The organism is Maridesulfovibrio pacificus (SeqCode) (assembly GCF_048612815.1).
In the GTDB taxonomy this organism is placed as follows: domain Bacteria; phylum Desulfobacterota; class Desulfovibrionia; order Desulfovibrionales; family Desulfovibrionaceae; genus Maridesulfovibrio; species Maridesulfovibrio pacificus.
This window is the reverse complement of sequence record NZ_JBLZNE010000001.1, coordinates 1939323-1953323: the sequence shown is the minus strand read 5'-3', so window position 1 is coordinate 1953323 and position 14001 is coordinate 1939323. Positions and strand designations below refer to the sequence as shown.

General features: G+C 47.5%; 10 protein-coding genes. 5 read left to right on the top strand and 5 right to left on the bottom strand.

The window, feature by feature from the left end; genetic code table 11:
- Positions 1-44 precede the first annotated feature (44 nt).
- From ACNI23_RS09140 to ACNI23_RS09120, 5 genes are all read left to right on the top strand, one after another.
- Complete coding sequence (locus ACNI23_RS09140) at positions 45-1037, top strand: GGDEF domain-containing response regulator (protein ID WP_420248116.1); 993 nt, start codon at positions 45-47, stop codon at positions 1035-1037.
- Positions 1009-1968, top strand: coding sequence for a tyrosine recombinase XerC (xerC, locus tag ACNI23_RS09135; protein WP_420248115.1), 960 nt, complete (start codon positions 1009-1011; stop codon positions 1966-1968). Before ACNI23_RS09140 ends, xerC begins: the two co-directional genes overlap by 29 nt.
- A gap of 59 nt (positions 1969-2027) precedes the next feature.
- Positions 2028-2555, top strand: coding sequence for a hypothetical protein (locus ACNI23_RS09130; RefSeq protein ID WP_420248114.1), 528 nt, complete (start codon positions 2028-2030; stop codon positions 2553-2555).
- Between the two features lie 155 nt (positions 2556-2710).
- The gene (locus ACNI23_RS09125) at positions 2711-3214 is read left to right on the top strand and encodes a hypothetical protein (protein ID WP_420248112.1); all 504 of its coding nucleotides are present in this window, start codon (positions 2711-2713) and stop codon (positions 3212-3214) included.
- A 253-nt stretch (positions 3215-3467) separates the two neighbouring features.
- Complete coding sequence (locus ACNI23_RS09120; RefSeq protein WP_420248110.1) at positions 3468-4301, top strand: hypothetical protein; 834 nt, start codon at positions 3468-3470, stop codon at positions 4299-4301.
- Positions 4302-4381: 80 nt separating this feature from the next.
- On the opposite strand, the gene ACNI23_RS09115 is transcribed toward ACNI23_RS09120, so the two are convergent.
- The 5 genes from ACNI23_RS09115 to ACNI23_RS09095 all read right to left on the bottom strand — a co-directional run bounded on the left by ACNI23_RS09115 (position 4382) and on the right by ACNI23_RS09095 (position 13971).
- Positions 4382-5461 (bottom strand): NAD(P)H-dependent flavin oxidoreductase, encoded by a 1080-nt coding sequence (locus ACNI23_RS09115; protein ID WP_420248108.1) that lies wholly within the window; start codon positions 5459-5461, stop codon positions 4382-4384.
- A 251-nt stretch (positions 5462-5712) separates the two neighbouring features.
- Positions 5713-6903, bottom strand: a complete 1191-nt coding sequence (gene lhgO, locus ACNI23_RS09110; RefSeq protein ID WP_420248107.1) for an L-2-hydroxyglutarate oxidase — start codon at positions 6901-6903, stop codon at positions 5713-5715.
- Between the two features lie 84 nt (positions 6904-6987).
- Positions 6988-9891, bottom strand: coding sequence for a PD-(D/E)XK nuclease family protein (locus tag ACNI23_RS09105; protein ID WP_420248105.1), 2904 nt, complete (start codon positions 9889-9891; stop codon positions 6988-6990).
- A 2-nt stretch (positions 9892-9893) separates the two neighbouring features.
- Positions 9894-13073: a UvrD-helicase domain-containing protein gene (locus tag ACNI23_RS09100; RefSeq protein ID WP_420248103.1), complete on the bottom strand. Its 3180-nt coding sequence runs from the start codon at positions 13071-13073 to the stop codon at positions 9894-9896.
- A 4-nt stretch (positions 13074-13077) separates the two neighbouring features.
- Positions 13078-13971 carry a DMT family transporter gene (locus tag ACNI23_RS09095; protein WP_420248101.1) on the bottom strand — a complete coding sequence of 298 codons (894 nt, stop codon included), beginning with the start codon at positions 13969-13971 and terminating at the stop codon, positions 13078-13080.
- Between the last annotated feature and the right edge of the window lie 30 nt (positions 13972-14001).

The following is a 14001-nucleotide window of genomic DNA, read 5'->3' as shown; positions in this document are numbered from 1 at the left end:
GTAATTTTACGGAGCGTGGTCCGCTTGAGCTTTGACGTTTTCCAATGGTTGATGTTAAACGGTTCGTTATGGACAAGAATAAGGATCACGGCCTATTGGGGCTGGCAAAACATACGGCCATTCTGGTTTCACCTGACAATTCCCTGCGCGATCTGTTGTTTGAGATCTGGCCCAAGGAAGTGTTGGAATTTACTTGCTATACGGCTGCCCGAGGAGCGGTAGAGCATCTTTTCAATGATCCGCCGGACCTGCTCATTGTGGACAGCAGGGTGGAAGATGTTCCGGCTCAGGAACTGGCTCGTTTGGTCAAGAGCGAGAATGTCTATCGGCAGCTCCCGGTAATCATCTGCCTGGATGATACCGATCTTCAGCATTCATGGGATTGGAACAAGGTTGAGGTTGATGATTTTCTGGTTCGGCCTTTTTTTCTGCCTGTTGTCAGGGAAAGGGTGAACCTGACTCTTTGTCGCGCTCTCCGTGCTCTTGATGCCAACCCCTTGTCCAAGCTTCCGGGCAATACTTCCATAATTCAGAAGATTCAAAGTCTGATTGACCGCAAACAGGATTTTGCGCTTGCCTATTGCGACCTTGATTACTTCAAGTCCTTTAACGATAAGTACGGCTTTTCCCGTGGCGATGAAGTCCTGATGATGAGCGCGCGAATTATCGTCAACACGGTTAAGAGCTTTGTCGGAGAGCAGACCTTTGTGGGACATGTAGGCGGCGATGATTTTGTGGTTATTACTTCCCCGGATATAATCGAAGAAGTCTGCCAGCGCATTATTTTTTCATTCGACGGTATTGTGCCTAATTTCTATGACATGGAAGACCGTCAGCGCAAATCCATTGTCTCCAAGGACCGTCAGGGCAAGACTCAGACTTTTCCGCTGATGGCAATTTCAATTGCCGTTGTTTTTAACATCAACGGCAAGATGAAGCATTTCGGTGAAGCCTCTGCAATTGCAATGGCTCTGAAGAAGAAAGCCAAAGAAAACCCCAAGAGCAGCTATGTCCTCGACCGCAGGAACAATAAATAATCTTCCAGAACCTGTTCAGGTTTTCATGACTTATCTGGATGTGGAGAAGCGGTCTTCCGCTGCCACTCTACGTTCTTATGCAAAGGACCTCTCTCAGTTCGAGGAATTTCTGGAGACGCGCAAAAAGACCCTCGCCATACCTGACAAAGTCACACCGGACCTTGTACGCGCTTTTCTGGCTAAATTGCATGGTCAGCGGTTGGCAAAGTCGACAATGTCGCGCAAGCTTTCCTCTTTGCGTTCATTTTTCAAGTATATGACCAAGCATCGTTTTATCCAGAATGATCCCATGGTCGGAATCAGGAATCCCAAGCAGGAAATTCGTCATCCCCGTTCTTTGAACGTTGATCAGGCTGTGAATTTGATGGATGCACATGTGGGGGATGAACCTGCGGACAAGCGTGATCTGGCTCTGGCTGAGATGCTGTATGGCTCCGGGCTTCGTGTCAGTGAGGCTATTACGCTTGACCTATTCGATATAGATACTTCCAGCGGGGTGGTTCGTGTTTCCGGTAAGGGGAACAAGGAGCGGCTTTCCCCGCTGAGTGATGCGGCCTGCAAGGCTGTTAATGATTATCTGGCTGTCCGTGCCGAGCTGGGGCCTGCCCTTGAGGAGCAGGCTTTATTTGTTGGAAACCGTGGCGGACGGATCAACCGCAGACAGGTAAACCGAATTCTGGCCCGTATGGCCGAGGGTGCAGGACTGCATGAAGGAGTGCATCCGCATATGCTCCGGCACAGCTTTGCTTCGCATATGCTGCAATCAGGGGCTGATATGCGATCTGTGCAGGAACTTTTGGGGCATGAGCATTTAAGCACCACCCAGCGTTACACCCATTTGAACCTGCAACAGATCATGAATGTTTATGATAAGGCTCATCCGCTGGCTGGGAACCAGTCGCCGGATTCAGGTGAGGATAAAAAGGAATAGATATTTGTAAATGAGTGTGTTAAGCAAAAGTTAACTTAACAATCTTTGGAGGACGTTTGATGAAAAAACAGACCGCGGCGACAGTAACTAATGCAATTAACGACAAGAGTGAAGAAGCCCGTAAGGATGCCTTGTTTGAAATTCGCAGCCTGAAAAAGGATCTGGCCCAGCTTGAAAAAGAGCTGTCTTCCAAAAAAAGTGAGATCGAAGACCCTGCCTTTGATCTGGTTCATAGTGCTTTTGAAATTTTCCGCCACACTCAGGTCATGGCTGAGAACCGCAAATTGACCGTGCAGATTGACGAAAGCCTCGAGAAAGCATCGTTCAAGGATTATCTTGATTCAAAGGGGGCCCGGGTGCTTAAGAAGCCCGAAGGATGGCACTGGATATCCCCTCAGGGCGAAATGCATTATTTAGGTGAATCCAATGAGACTCAAGCTGCAGCTGAAAAGCTGGAATCTTTAGTCACAAAGCGCAAGAAGCCCGCCGCCAAGAAAGCAGCACCCAAAAAGCCAGCACCCAAGAAAGAAGCCGCTCCCAAAGAAGAGCCTAAACAGGAAGATAAGAAAGCGGCTGAGAAGAAATAATTTTTTTGCACAATATGAAAAGGGCGTTTCGCAAAATGCGAAACGCCCTTTTTTTATAGAGACTAATATATATAAAGCTATTTTTATCTTGATTAGTCGATTTATTTTATATAATAGTCTAATATCAAATAGGCGGTTGGACATTGGAGGTGGGTGTGGATTGGTTGCGCAGATTTTTGTTTCCAGACAAATTGTATCTCAGGCAAAAAAGAGAAGATGCTATAGTATGGCTAGTCTTTAGTGTAGGCATGTCAATGGTTCCTTTAGTTATAAGCTATTGCATACGATGTGCTGCTCATAGTTTAGATTATAATAATGTCTTATGTAATGTTTCTCCAAAAGGAGAATTGTTGTTAGTTACTGTAGGAATGTCGGCTGCTGCAACAGGACGACTTCTTACTATAACAACCGAGCGTAGTAAAAAGATCTATAAAACGATAATTTCATGTTTTAGTATTTTGACAATGGTCACTTCTGCTGCTTTTTATGGCGCAATCCCAATATATTCAGGTGATCGTAATGGAGAGATGATTACGCAGATATATTTAGTTATGTATTTGTGTGGTTTTATATTTTCTTTTCTGTGCTTTGTGTTCAGCGACCATGATATCAGAGAGCTGGAAAGTAGTAAAAAAAGGATTATTAATGATGCTGCTTAGTTATTTTTTGTTTTGGGCTCAGTTTTTGTTGTTGTCGTCAGTTGTCTGCTTGTTGGTTTATGTCTTTTTTAGATTCTTTTTTAAGCCATATTTACATGCTTTTGAGCGCACTGAATTCTCTTCTGAAATAGAGTTTTATTCCAGTTTATGTTCAGTAATAGACGTTTCAACTGCGAATAAAGAGGTTGAGATAGATAAGAGTCTTTTTAAATTTTCAAAGAAAAGAATGTTTGTTCAATAATTAAGAAGTAAAATGAGTATCCTTCCCTATATAAAAGATATAGCTTGTTACAATCAGGGTGAGCTTGTGCAGTATGCCTATTTAGCCAGTAGGTATCATATGCAGCTGAAAGATTGTTTGCGTGAAGATTCCGCTCTTGATGAGCGGGCAGAGACTGCCCTATGTAATTTAGAAAGTTACTTGAATGATCGTTTTGAAAAAATTTGTCATCGTAATTTTCAGTATATAGAAGGCTTTTTTGAAGAAGAAAACAGGGCTATACCGCGTGTTTGTCTAAAGGCTACTTATGAAGATAGCATTGTTTGCCTTTTTCGCAGTACATCAGTGGAATATAATTTGTCCTATCCGAGTACTTCAAATTCCGGGTTTCAGTTTATTCAAAAAACAGGGCAGTATTTTTTTTGCAATAATATCCCCGAAGCAGCACAGTTGGGCTACTATCGAAATCCTAGGTTGAACCTTGATAAGGTTTCAAACTATAAACCTAATTTATTTGCTAATCTATTATTCAAAAATACTAATTTTGACACGAAATGGGTTGAGTGTTGGGATGCCGCAGGTGATGGGATAGATCCTCAAGATTGTTATAAATCAACCCTAATAGTACCTTTGACTCTATGGAACAATACCTTAAGTGATGAATTTGTAGGGGCAATTCAGCAGGAAAAGGGTCGTAAGATATATGGCTATCTTTGCCTTGATTACACCGAAGTGAATTTTTTTGGGGCTGCCGATGTTTTCTTTTTGTACATTATGGCAGACTTGCTTTCCCTGTTTGTGATTACACGGCGAAACTATACCGTTGATTCAAATACTTATCGTAAGGTACGGAAAAGTATATTTTAGAAAGGTGGGTTTGTTAAAATGAAAAGGGCGTTTCGCAAAATGCGAAACGCCCTTTTTTATTATCGTATGGAGAAATCAGCTTAGCGTGCGACGGCGCGATCAAATTCAGATTTGAGATCTGAGATGAGCTGTTTAACGGAGATAATCTTTTCGGTTCTCCAAGCATTGGAGCCTGCAAAGGCAAAACCGTTTTTGAGCTTACCGCGTTGAGCATTGATCAGGGCGGAAGCAATGCAGTAGGGGCTGTCCTCTACTTTGCAGCTCTTGATGCAATGGAACGGGCATTTGAAAGGAGATTTTTTGCCATCGGTTACCGCTTGCAGGAAGTCGTTGTTTACTGCCCTGCCGGGGAGTCCTACGGGACTCTGGATGATAGCCATGTCTTCTTTGGTGGAGTTTACGTAAGCCTGTTTGAATTCTTCGTCAGCATCGCACTCGTGGGTGGCAACAAAACGGGTTCCCATCTGGACTCCGGCAGCACCCATACTGATGTACTTGCTGATGTCCTCACCGGAATAAACACCGCCGGCAGCGATAACCGGAATGGTGCGGCCAGCTTTTTCTTCGAAGGGCTTAACAGCCTTGATTACTTCGGGAAGGATGCTTTCGAGAGCGAATTTGGGATCGTTGAGCTGTTCACGCTTGAAGCCAAGGTGGCCGCCTGCCATGGGTCCTTCAACTACGAATGCGTCAGGCAGGTAGTCGAATTTGGAAATCCATTTCTTGCAGATAATGGAAGCTGCGCGACCTGAGGAAACAATGGGGACCAGTTTGGTCTTTGCTCCGTCATGCAGGTATTTAGGCAGATCGAGAGGCAGACCGGCACCGGAAAAGATAACGTCTGCGCCTTCTTTTACAGAAGTGCTGACCATGTCCGCAAAGTTGGACAGGGCAACCATGATGTTTACACCGAGGATGCCGGAGGTCATTTCCTTGGCCTTGCGAATTTCTTCGGCCAGGGTTTCGATGTGTGCTTTTGCGTGATCCTTACCGCCGTTTTTGTTGGTAAGGCCGATCATTGCAGCAGCGATAACGCCGATGCCGCCTTCTTTGGCAACTGCGGAAGCAAGGCCGGAAAGGGAAATTCCCACTCCCATGCCGCCCTGAATGACGGGCACCTTTGCTACCAGATCACCAATCTTAAGCTGAGGAAGATTCATACTAAAGTTCTCCTATGACTTGTATATTTAAGAGTTGCTTCTGAATTTTAAACAATACTGTCATCAAAAACACTTTGTGGCAGGTATCTGAAAAGATACATACATCGGTGTATTTATTGTTTAGAGGCAACTTTGAAGTCCGAGAAAAGTTTTTTCCTGTATGAGGTTTAAAGTCAAGTTCTTTTTGACTGTTACAGCTTGGTATCGGAATGTATAAATGTGGTTATTACAATGCAGAAAACATACATTCTCTAGTGTATGTAATTCTCCACAATCATTTCAGCAAAGTACATGGAGCTTGTGAAGGCAGGTGAAATAGCGTTCAGTACGTGCACACTCTTTTTATCACTTTCCACTAAAAAGTCCATAACAAGTTCGTTACGTTTCAGATCAACTAATTGCGGGCGAATACCCACTTTAGGTGAGCTTTCAATGTCGCCCGGAGAAAGATCTTTGACCAAGTCTCTAGCATCATTGAAGAAGCATTTGAAAAAGTATTTGCGGGGTTCTTCAAATGCAACAGAACGGAATTTGGGGTTTTTGAAAAAAAGAATAGCATCACGGAGCATTATGTCGAATGCTTCTTTGTCCAGTCCGCTCAGGATACCGTAGTTCTCACGTCCGAATGCAGGAATGGCAGTGGGGCCTAGGTATACATCGCCGCTTGCACCGCGGGTGAAGTGGATACCGAGGAAAGGGTTCTTAATGTTGGGGACAGGATAGATGCTGCCTTTGATGGTGTGGGCTTTTTCTTTTTTTAATTTTTTGTAGATACCCTTGAAGGGGATGAGCTGGTAGCCTTCACCAAATCCGAAGGGACGGGCCACTTTATCGCTGTAGGCCCCTGCTGCGTTTATGAAGAGGCCGCAGCTAGTTTCTCCTTTGTCGGTAACAATAATATTATTGCTCTTTGCAGTAATAAACTTAGTGCCGAGCATGAAGGTTACTTTTCCACTTGATTCAAGATCATTGTACAGGGATTGCATTACAGCACGAGGATCTACTACAGCAGTGTAATGAGAAAACAACGCTTCTTTGGTTGTTTTTGCATTGGGTTCTATTTCTGCAAGATGCTGTTCATCAATGATCTCGACCTTTGCTCCGTTAGCGGTAGCCCGGTTATATAGCTCATGCAGGGTGGGCAGTTCGGATTCATTGCGGGCTACGATCACCTTGCCCGTTTCCAGCAGGGGCAATCCCTTGTCACGACAATATTCTTTCATCCTGAAGTTGCCGGAAAGGCAGGATACCGCACGCAGGCTACCCGGAGCATAGTAAATTCCGGCATGCAGGACGCCGCTGTTACGTCCTGAAGCATGCTTTGCAATCTCGGGCTCTTTATCAATGATCAGAATATCATTATGTCCTCTGGAAATCAGTTCCCGCGCTACAGTAAGACCTACAATTCCAGCTCCGCAAATCATGATTTCAGCAGTCTTCATATTTGTATTCCTCTTCTTTTTGTTATTAAGAGAATAGTCTTCAACAGAGAACTGCTAATGTCAAACCATTAAAATGCAGAGACATCAGCTTCCGCAAGCTTCACGGTATGCACACCATTGGCACATATTGGAACGGATTGGTTTGAAACTATCCTCTTGCAGCATATTGTTGATGATTACCTTGGTCAGGGCCGGAATTTTGGTTTCAATGATCTCTTCGCGCTCTTCATCACTGGTTTTGGAATCGAATAATCCCATTTCTCGTCCATCTGTGACCAATTCTACTAAGGATGCCTGTCTCGGCAGTTCCCCGGAAGTGTGATGGTCCATGAGCAGGTAAAGGGGCAGTTGCAGGCTGTCCGCTGAATTTTTGATCATTTCAAGAAAGGGTGTGCCGTCGTGGTAGATAGCTTGGGGATCATCCAGCAGCGGTCCCCAGATGGATTCATCTTCCCAGAATGATTTGCGTGGCAGGTGCAACCGTCCGGTCTTGTAATCAAGCACGTAGCGCTCGCCATCCCGCTCATCAACACGGTCAACGCGGCCATGAATCCTGACGTTGAATTCATCCATTTCAAGTTCAGCTTGTGAATCAGATTCCAGTTCCACTATTTTAGTGGGCTTCAGGCTTTTGAGAAACAAGGCCAACCTGTTTTTGCCTGCCTGCTCCAGAGATTTTTTGATGTCATAGGCGAGGTTGGGATAGAGCGAATCCCTTTCCAGACGGAGCATGAATAAATCCTGCAAAGTTTGCGCATCCAGATCCTTGCCGCATATTTCTTTATTCAGGTGCGGTTCAAGGAAGTCCTTGAGTACTGAGTGGATCAGATCACCGAATCCGGCGCGGTCGCCGTCCTGATCAACTGTCACACTTTCGCGGACATTAGAGAGGTAGCGGAAGAAGAACTGTTTGGGGCAGCCTACGTAGCAATCAATTGCCGAAGGGGACAGCCCTTTGAATTTGAGCAGGTTTTGCAATTTATCCTGTAACGGTTCCTTGGGAATAGCCGCCGGATTATTAACAATTGCCCCTACCGGAAAGTTAACAGCCTTGAGAGGGAACTCCTCGCCCGGAGTGATGATTTCCTTACGCTGTTGTTCAATTTCCCACAGCAATTGCTCCACAAATCGAGAGCGGATGGATTTGGAATCGAGTAATCCGGGCTGCACGCCACTCTGGTAAAAGATGCAGGATTCTTCGCTGCCCATGATCAAACGGTAAAAGTTGTAGGTCGCGACTGATTCCCTTTCCCTGGAATCGGGAAGGTCCAGCAGGTGGCGCAACTGGTCGGGGAGCAGGGGATCGTAAGGATCGGCGCCGGGAAGTTTCTCATCTACGGTATCTAGGATGAATGTACGCTTGAAGTTAAGCAGGCGGCTTTCGAGCATACCGAGTACCTGCATGCCGGAAATCGGGTCCGGTTCAAAGGATACGCGTTGCGATGACAGCAGCTGTCTGAAAATTGAAAAGCAGAGCGATTGCCCGAATATTTCATTACTGATGGAGCTTTCACGCAGTTCGGGGATGACTTCATTCATCAGTCGGAATAAACATTCGGAGTCCAGAAGATAACGATTCCAAAGGGTACCGCCGCGTTGGCGAAGCATTTCCGACATGGCTTGCAGACTATCAGCCAGCTCGGAAAGGGTCTCGATATCCTTTAATCCGTCAATGCAGATTCGCACGGCTTCGGAACGCAGTTCTTCTGTGGTTTCCGGGTTATCGACCAGATTGCCGTTATCGTCACTGTACACCGGCACGAAATCATTCACATCCGCATAAGGAGCGCCATGGCGCAGTGCATTCTCCCATTGGTGGAAGATGGTTCGCAGAGGCTGATCGCCGTTTACTTCCAGCATTTTCAAGTACGGGTGGCGGATCAAGGCCAGAATGTCTTTCCAGTAAAAGGTTCGCCCGTTGCGGTTTTCCTGCAATTTGAGGACGGCTTCCACCAGTCCGTTCAGAGCGGAGCGTTCCAGTGGATAGCCCATACTGATGTTGATGTCCTGTTCGGGCAAATGATGCATTACGGGCAGGAGCAAAGACGTGTCCGGCAGGACCACGGCGCATCCTTCCACCTTTTGCGAGCAGAGTTCATCGCGCATTGCAGAAAGCTGGGAGTGGCGGTCGAATCCTTCAAAGAATTTCAGTTCCGGAAGTTCGCAGCTTCCATTTGCAGAATGATCTGATACTGCTTCAGCTTTCCAGTTCTGTAGCCAAAGCCTATGTTCACGCACTGCAAAGTGGCCTTTGCGACCTTCGGCAAGTCCGGGATCACTATGCCAGATGATCTGCAAGCCTAGATTGTCCCAAAGATAGTGGAAGAACATGTCTTCCACTCCGCTGACACCGTAGAATCCGGCAAGGTAAAGTTGGCGGTCTTTGAGGATGTCATCAAGTCCGTTGAAATTCTCTACGAGCGTGCGGTTTTCCAAGCCTGAAGTGGTCCAGCCGCGTTTTTCCAGCTCTTCCACGTAGCGCACGAAAATTATTTCCAACTCTTCCAGCAGTGCGGCTGCCCATTCCAGCACCTCACCTTGTAGCATGGTCAGGTTGCGCGGCTTGATGTCTTGGCGCAGCAGATCTTCCAGCAGGGATGCCAGTCTGGTGCCCCACGGGAAGAACAACTGTAAATCTGTAGGCATTTTTGCGAGTATGCCTGTCGATTCATTGCGCAGTTTTTCAATGATGTTGAAGAGCAGCCCAACCTGATCCAGTTTGCCGATCTTGCGCGGAAATTCGGCAGTAAGCTTGGGGATCAGCGAAGACACAAAGTCGGAAAATGAATAAATCTCAGGCAGAATACACGGCTTGGGCAATTGTTCCGATGCCGCAAGTGCTTTCTTAAGATATCGGGCCGGACGGTGGTGCGGAACAATGACCGTAACCTTACTCAGGTCGCCGTCGGAATCATTAATTATAGTCGTGGCGAGATTCTCAATGAAATCTTCTTTCCACGATATGATCTGGATAGGTTTATTGTTCATAACTAAATATTAACTTCCCGTGTAAATTTGCCGTCCAAGTATACCAATAGCCCTCGCAATTCCTTCTCGTTGCCGTACATGTCTCGCAGCAGTTTTAAATATCTTTTGACCTGCTTCTCGTTTTCCGGGGAGGGCTGTCCTGTTTTGTATTCCACAACCAAGGCCCGCTTATCTTCGAGTAGCAGGAGGTCAGCTCGATGGGTTTCTCCCTGCGCGTCCATAATGGCTACTTCCGGCCTGCCGCGTTCAATGGCAGCGCGGATATCCGGGACCGATAAGGCCCAGAGTGCCATGTTTGTCACTTCCGGGACCAGCACGTCTTCTTCCTCGGTAACTGCCGGGAATTTGGCAAAGGCGGCCTCAGCACTGCGGCGGCAATCGGCCTCGTCATTTCCGGTAAGGATCAGGTTTTCCATCGCGTTGTGAGCCAGTTCCCCGCGCATGCGCGCATCGTATGAATAATCTTCGAGATTGTGGCGGTAGACGCGTAATCTCGGCAGCCAGCCCATGAGTTCCGGTTCGAGGAGTCCTTCTGGGGCAGCTTCACAGAAATCGTCGCATGGTTTCTTAGTGGAATCTTCCGGTTCATTTGGGATGAGTTTATCATCAGCAGCTTCCGGCGTAATTCCGTATTCAAGCAGGCCGAGATCGTTGAATTTACCTTCAAGGATTAGTTCAATAGCCGCTAATGCCGGACTTACCCCGCGAGTTTTTTCCGAGGGCAGAAAGCCGTACAGTTCCTGCCCTGCGCGAGTCCATGCCACATAGAGCAGATTCAGCTGCTCACTGAACATGCGGGTCCGGTTTTCGTAGTAAATCTCGCCCAAACTGCTACTCATGGGGGTGAGCATGGTTTGTCCGTCGATTTCAATATCCGCCAGAGATGTATCCGGGCCGGATACGGACCAGTTATGGAAAGGCACTACGATAATCGGGAATTCCAGCCCCTTGGATTTATGGATGGTCATGATGCGTACTGCGTTGACCGACTCCGGCAGGGGGACTTTTTCTTCGGCTGACGAAAGTTCCCAGAAATCAAGGAAAGCTGCCAGCGAGGTCCCACGTTTTTCTTCTGCAAGATGAACGACCTCAAGGAAACGGCGTATGTATAGTTCATCCTGCGGGTAAGTCTCGACGAGTTTGAAGCGGCTGACCATTTCGCTGGCAAGGTCGTAAGGTGTCATCAGTCCTGATTTGCGCAGGAAGGGTGAAATTTGCGTGTTCCAGAAATCAGGATACTGCTCGGAAAAGCGGCGGTGCAGCGGTCCTTTGTCCCGCTCAGCCAGCCATTTGAAAAGGTCGTCGTGCTCAATATCTGAAATATGACCGAAGATTTCCTGTCCGCAGATGAATTCCAGAAATGCAAGATCGTCCTGTGGATAATCAAGGAATTTGAGCAGGGACACCATCTGGCGCACAATGGGGTGGCGGTCCAGTTGGAGGCTGTTCTCGGTGATTACCGGAATGGATTTTTCCACCAGCCAGTCGCAGACCAACTGTGCATGACCGTTGGAGCGGACAAGTACGCAGATATCCCGGTATTCGCGGCGGGGAAGCAGTTCTTCCATGAGCTGGTCGAAGTTGCGGCGGGTTTCATCTACAATTTCTTGTGAGCTGGAAGCGAACACCCGCTGTAACCGCACGTATCCACCTGTTCGATCCTGATTCGGCGGCAGTTGCTGGGAGGCTTTATCAAATGAATGGGAAATCCTCTGGGCCAGCTCAATCTGCTGGTCTTCCGGGCCGTTGGGATAGAGCCGTTCCGAAAGGTCCATTGCCAGATCATAATCCGCCAGCGCATCGAAGAATTCGTTGTTGAAGCCTATGACATGTTCAAGGCTTCGCCAGTTGTAGTCGAGATTTGCCGGGGTGAATTCGGAAAGTCCGGTAAGTTCCGGGTCCTGTCCCACTTCATCAAAGAGTTCGGAACGTCCTCCGCGCCAACTGTAAATGGCCTGCTTTACATCACCAACGTAAAAGAGACTGCCTCGCTTGGACAAGCATTCCACAGCTAACGGAATCATGGCCTGCCATTGGGCAAGGCTGGTGTCCTGAAATTCGTCAACGAGAAGATGGTGCAAGCGAGATCCCATGCGGCAGAATGCATCAGGCAATGCGCTTCCGCCTTGGAGTACGAAGCTTGCCACTTTGGGTAGGTCCGCACTGAGCAGCATTCCGTTGCGGGTTTGGTATTCGATAATATCGGCCCGGATTTCTTCTACAATGCGCACGAAAGGTGCCAGTGCATATGCACCGCGCAGGATAGTCGCTTTGTCGCGGTATATCTCGTGAGCCTGTTTTAAGTCCGCATATACCTTTTCATGGTAGGAACCGATGTCGCCTTTGGATTTTTTATTAACGCAATCTTCAAAGCTGTCCTTGGCAACCATTGTCGATTCCTTGGGCAGGTCCATGAAATCTATTTTTGAGGCATGCTCCAGATATTTTTTCAAGTGGGCCGAGGCCGCAAGCTTGTCTGCATCAATGAGTGCTGATAAATCGCGGACGGCCTTCTGGAATGCATCAAATTCGATTTGCAGCAGTCCGGCTATCTCTTCCTGATCTGTGAGTCTTTCCGCCGGATGGTCGATGACATGAGTCAGGATGGAAAGGAGGCGCATGCGCATTTGTTCGGCCAGCCAGAATCCCTGCTTTTCTTCCTTGAGCACGAGGCTGTCCACCGCATCGTCCAAGAGTTCTTTACGCAGCAGGTCGCCTTCTTCGCATTGAGCGAGAAATTTGTTGAAGTTAGGCTCGAACAATGCCTGCGGCTCAAAGAGCAATTCGAATTCAGGGCTTAGGCCCAATTCAAGAGCGAAGATGCGCACCAGCAGATTCAGCAAACTATCAATAGTACGAATATTAAGCCGATTGTAGCGTTGCAGGATAGGAATGAGCTGTTTCTTGGCATCCAGTGGTTTCCAGTCCGCTCCCAGACCATCTCCTTCGATGTCCAAGGCGCGATTTTTCAGGGAACGGATCACGCGTTCTTTCATCTCAGCCGCAGCTTTGTTGGTGAAGGTTACAGCCATGATTTCAGGCCAGCAGTAGCCTTTACCCTGTGAGCTTTTACAGACCGGGATGGAGTCTTCTTCCTGTGCTCCGGCTAAAAGTGATAAAAAACGTCCGGTAAGTTCATATGTCTTACCGGAACCGGCAGAAGCCTTAACTTGTTTTAGCATTTATTTAATTGCCTCCGGCGGCAAAGAATTCAACAATTTTATTTTCCATGACAATCATAAGCACAGCAGAAATAATCAAAGCACTGCCAATGTATCCGGTCCAGTCGAAACTTTCGTTCCACCACAGCCACGCAAGAATTGCTGCGATTACCGGTTCTATGGTGGCGATTACCGAGGCTGAGGTTGGTTCCAGCCATTTAAGTCCGGCATAGTAGATGGAATAGGCTCCGTAAGTACAAATCAGGGCCAGCGCGATAATGCTCATCCATGAAGTCCCGGTTTTCGGGGTGAACTCAAAGAAGGGCAACAGGCAGAGTGCGCCGATGGGCAGGGCATATAAAAATATTGTCGGCGTGGTGTAGCGGGCGAAGATGGTTTTGCCATATATGTAGTAGAGCGCGTATGTGAACCCGGAAGTGAGTCCGAAAATGATACCCGGCCATGTGAAGGACATTTCGGTTCCAGTGCCGAAAATATGGGGGCCGAGAGATACGCAGGCAACTCCGAAAATGGTGATCAGCATGGCTGAGATTTTGATCGGAGTCATTCTTTCGCCCAGCAACAGCCAAGACATGAAGGCTACCCATGCCGGGGCAGTGTAGAGCAGTACCGAAGCCAGAGCTGCGCCCACGTCTTGCACCGCCAGCTGGTAGGAACCGTAAAATATGGTTACTCCAACGAAACCGAATCCGATGATTTGGGGCAGGTCCTTGATATCTATTTTGATAGCCCGGATGCGGCAGGCGTGGACAGCAAAGAGCATCCATGCGAAAACAGCCCGCCAGAAGGCGTTTTCAAGCGGTGCTACTCCCTGTTCAATTGGGAATTTGGATATGGGACCGATCAGCCCCCACATGATCGCGGCACAGATGACGAAAATACAGCCTTTAATATTCACGGCAAAACCTGCTATCTTGGGAAAAGGTTG

What these genes read in the sequence shown, in the direction of transcription:
- ACNI23_RS09140 (WP_420248116.1), top strand. Translation starts at nt 45, where the DNA reads ATGGTTGATGTTAAACGGTTCGTTATGGACAAGAATAAGGATCACGGC.
- xerC (WP_420248115.1), top strand. Translation starts at nt 1,009, where the DNA reads ATGTCCTCGACCGCAGGAACAATAAATAATCTTCCAGAACCTGTTCAG.
- ACNI23_RS09130 (WP_420248114.1), top strand. Translation starts at nt 2,028, where the DNA reads ATGAAAAAACAGACCGCGGCGACAGTAACTAATGCAATTAACGACAAG.
- ACNI23_RS09120 (WP_420248110.1), top strand. Translation starts at nt 3,468, where the DNA reads ATGAGTATCCTTCCCTATATAAAAGATATAGCTTGTTACAATCAGGGT.
- ACNI23_RS09115 (WP_420248108.1), bottom strand. Translation starts at nt 5,461, where the DNA reads ATGAATCTTCCTCAGCTTAAGATTGGTGATCTGGTAGCAAAGGTGCCC.
- lhgO (WP_420248107.1), bottom strand. Translation starts at nt 6,903, where the DNA reads ATGAAGACTGCTGAAATCATGATTTGCGGAGCTGGAATTGTAGGTCTT.
- ACNI23_RS09105 (WP_420248105.1), bottom strand. Translation starts at nt 9,891, where the DNA reads ATGAACAATAAACCTATCCAGATCATATCGTGGAAAGAAGATTTCATT.
- ACNI23_RS09100 (WP_420248103.1), bottom strand. Translation starts at nt 13,073, where the DNA reads ATGCTAAAACAAGTTAAGGCTTCTGCCGGTTCCGGTAAGACATATGAA.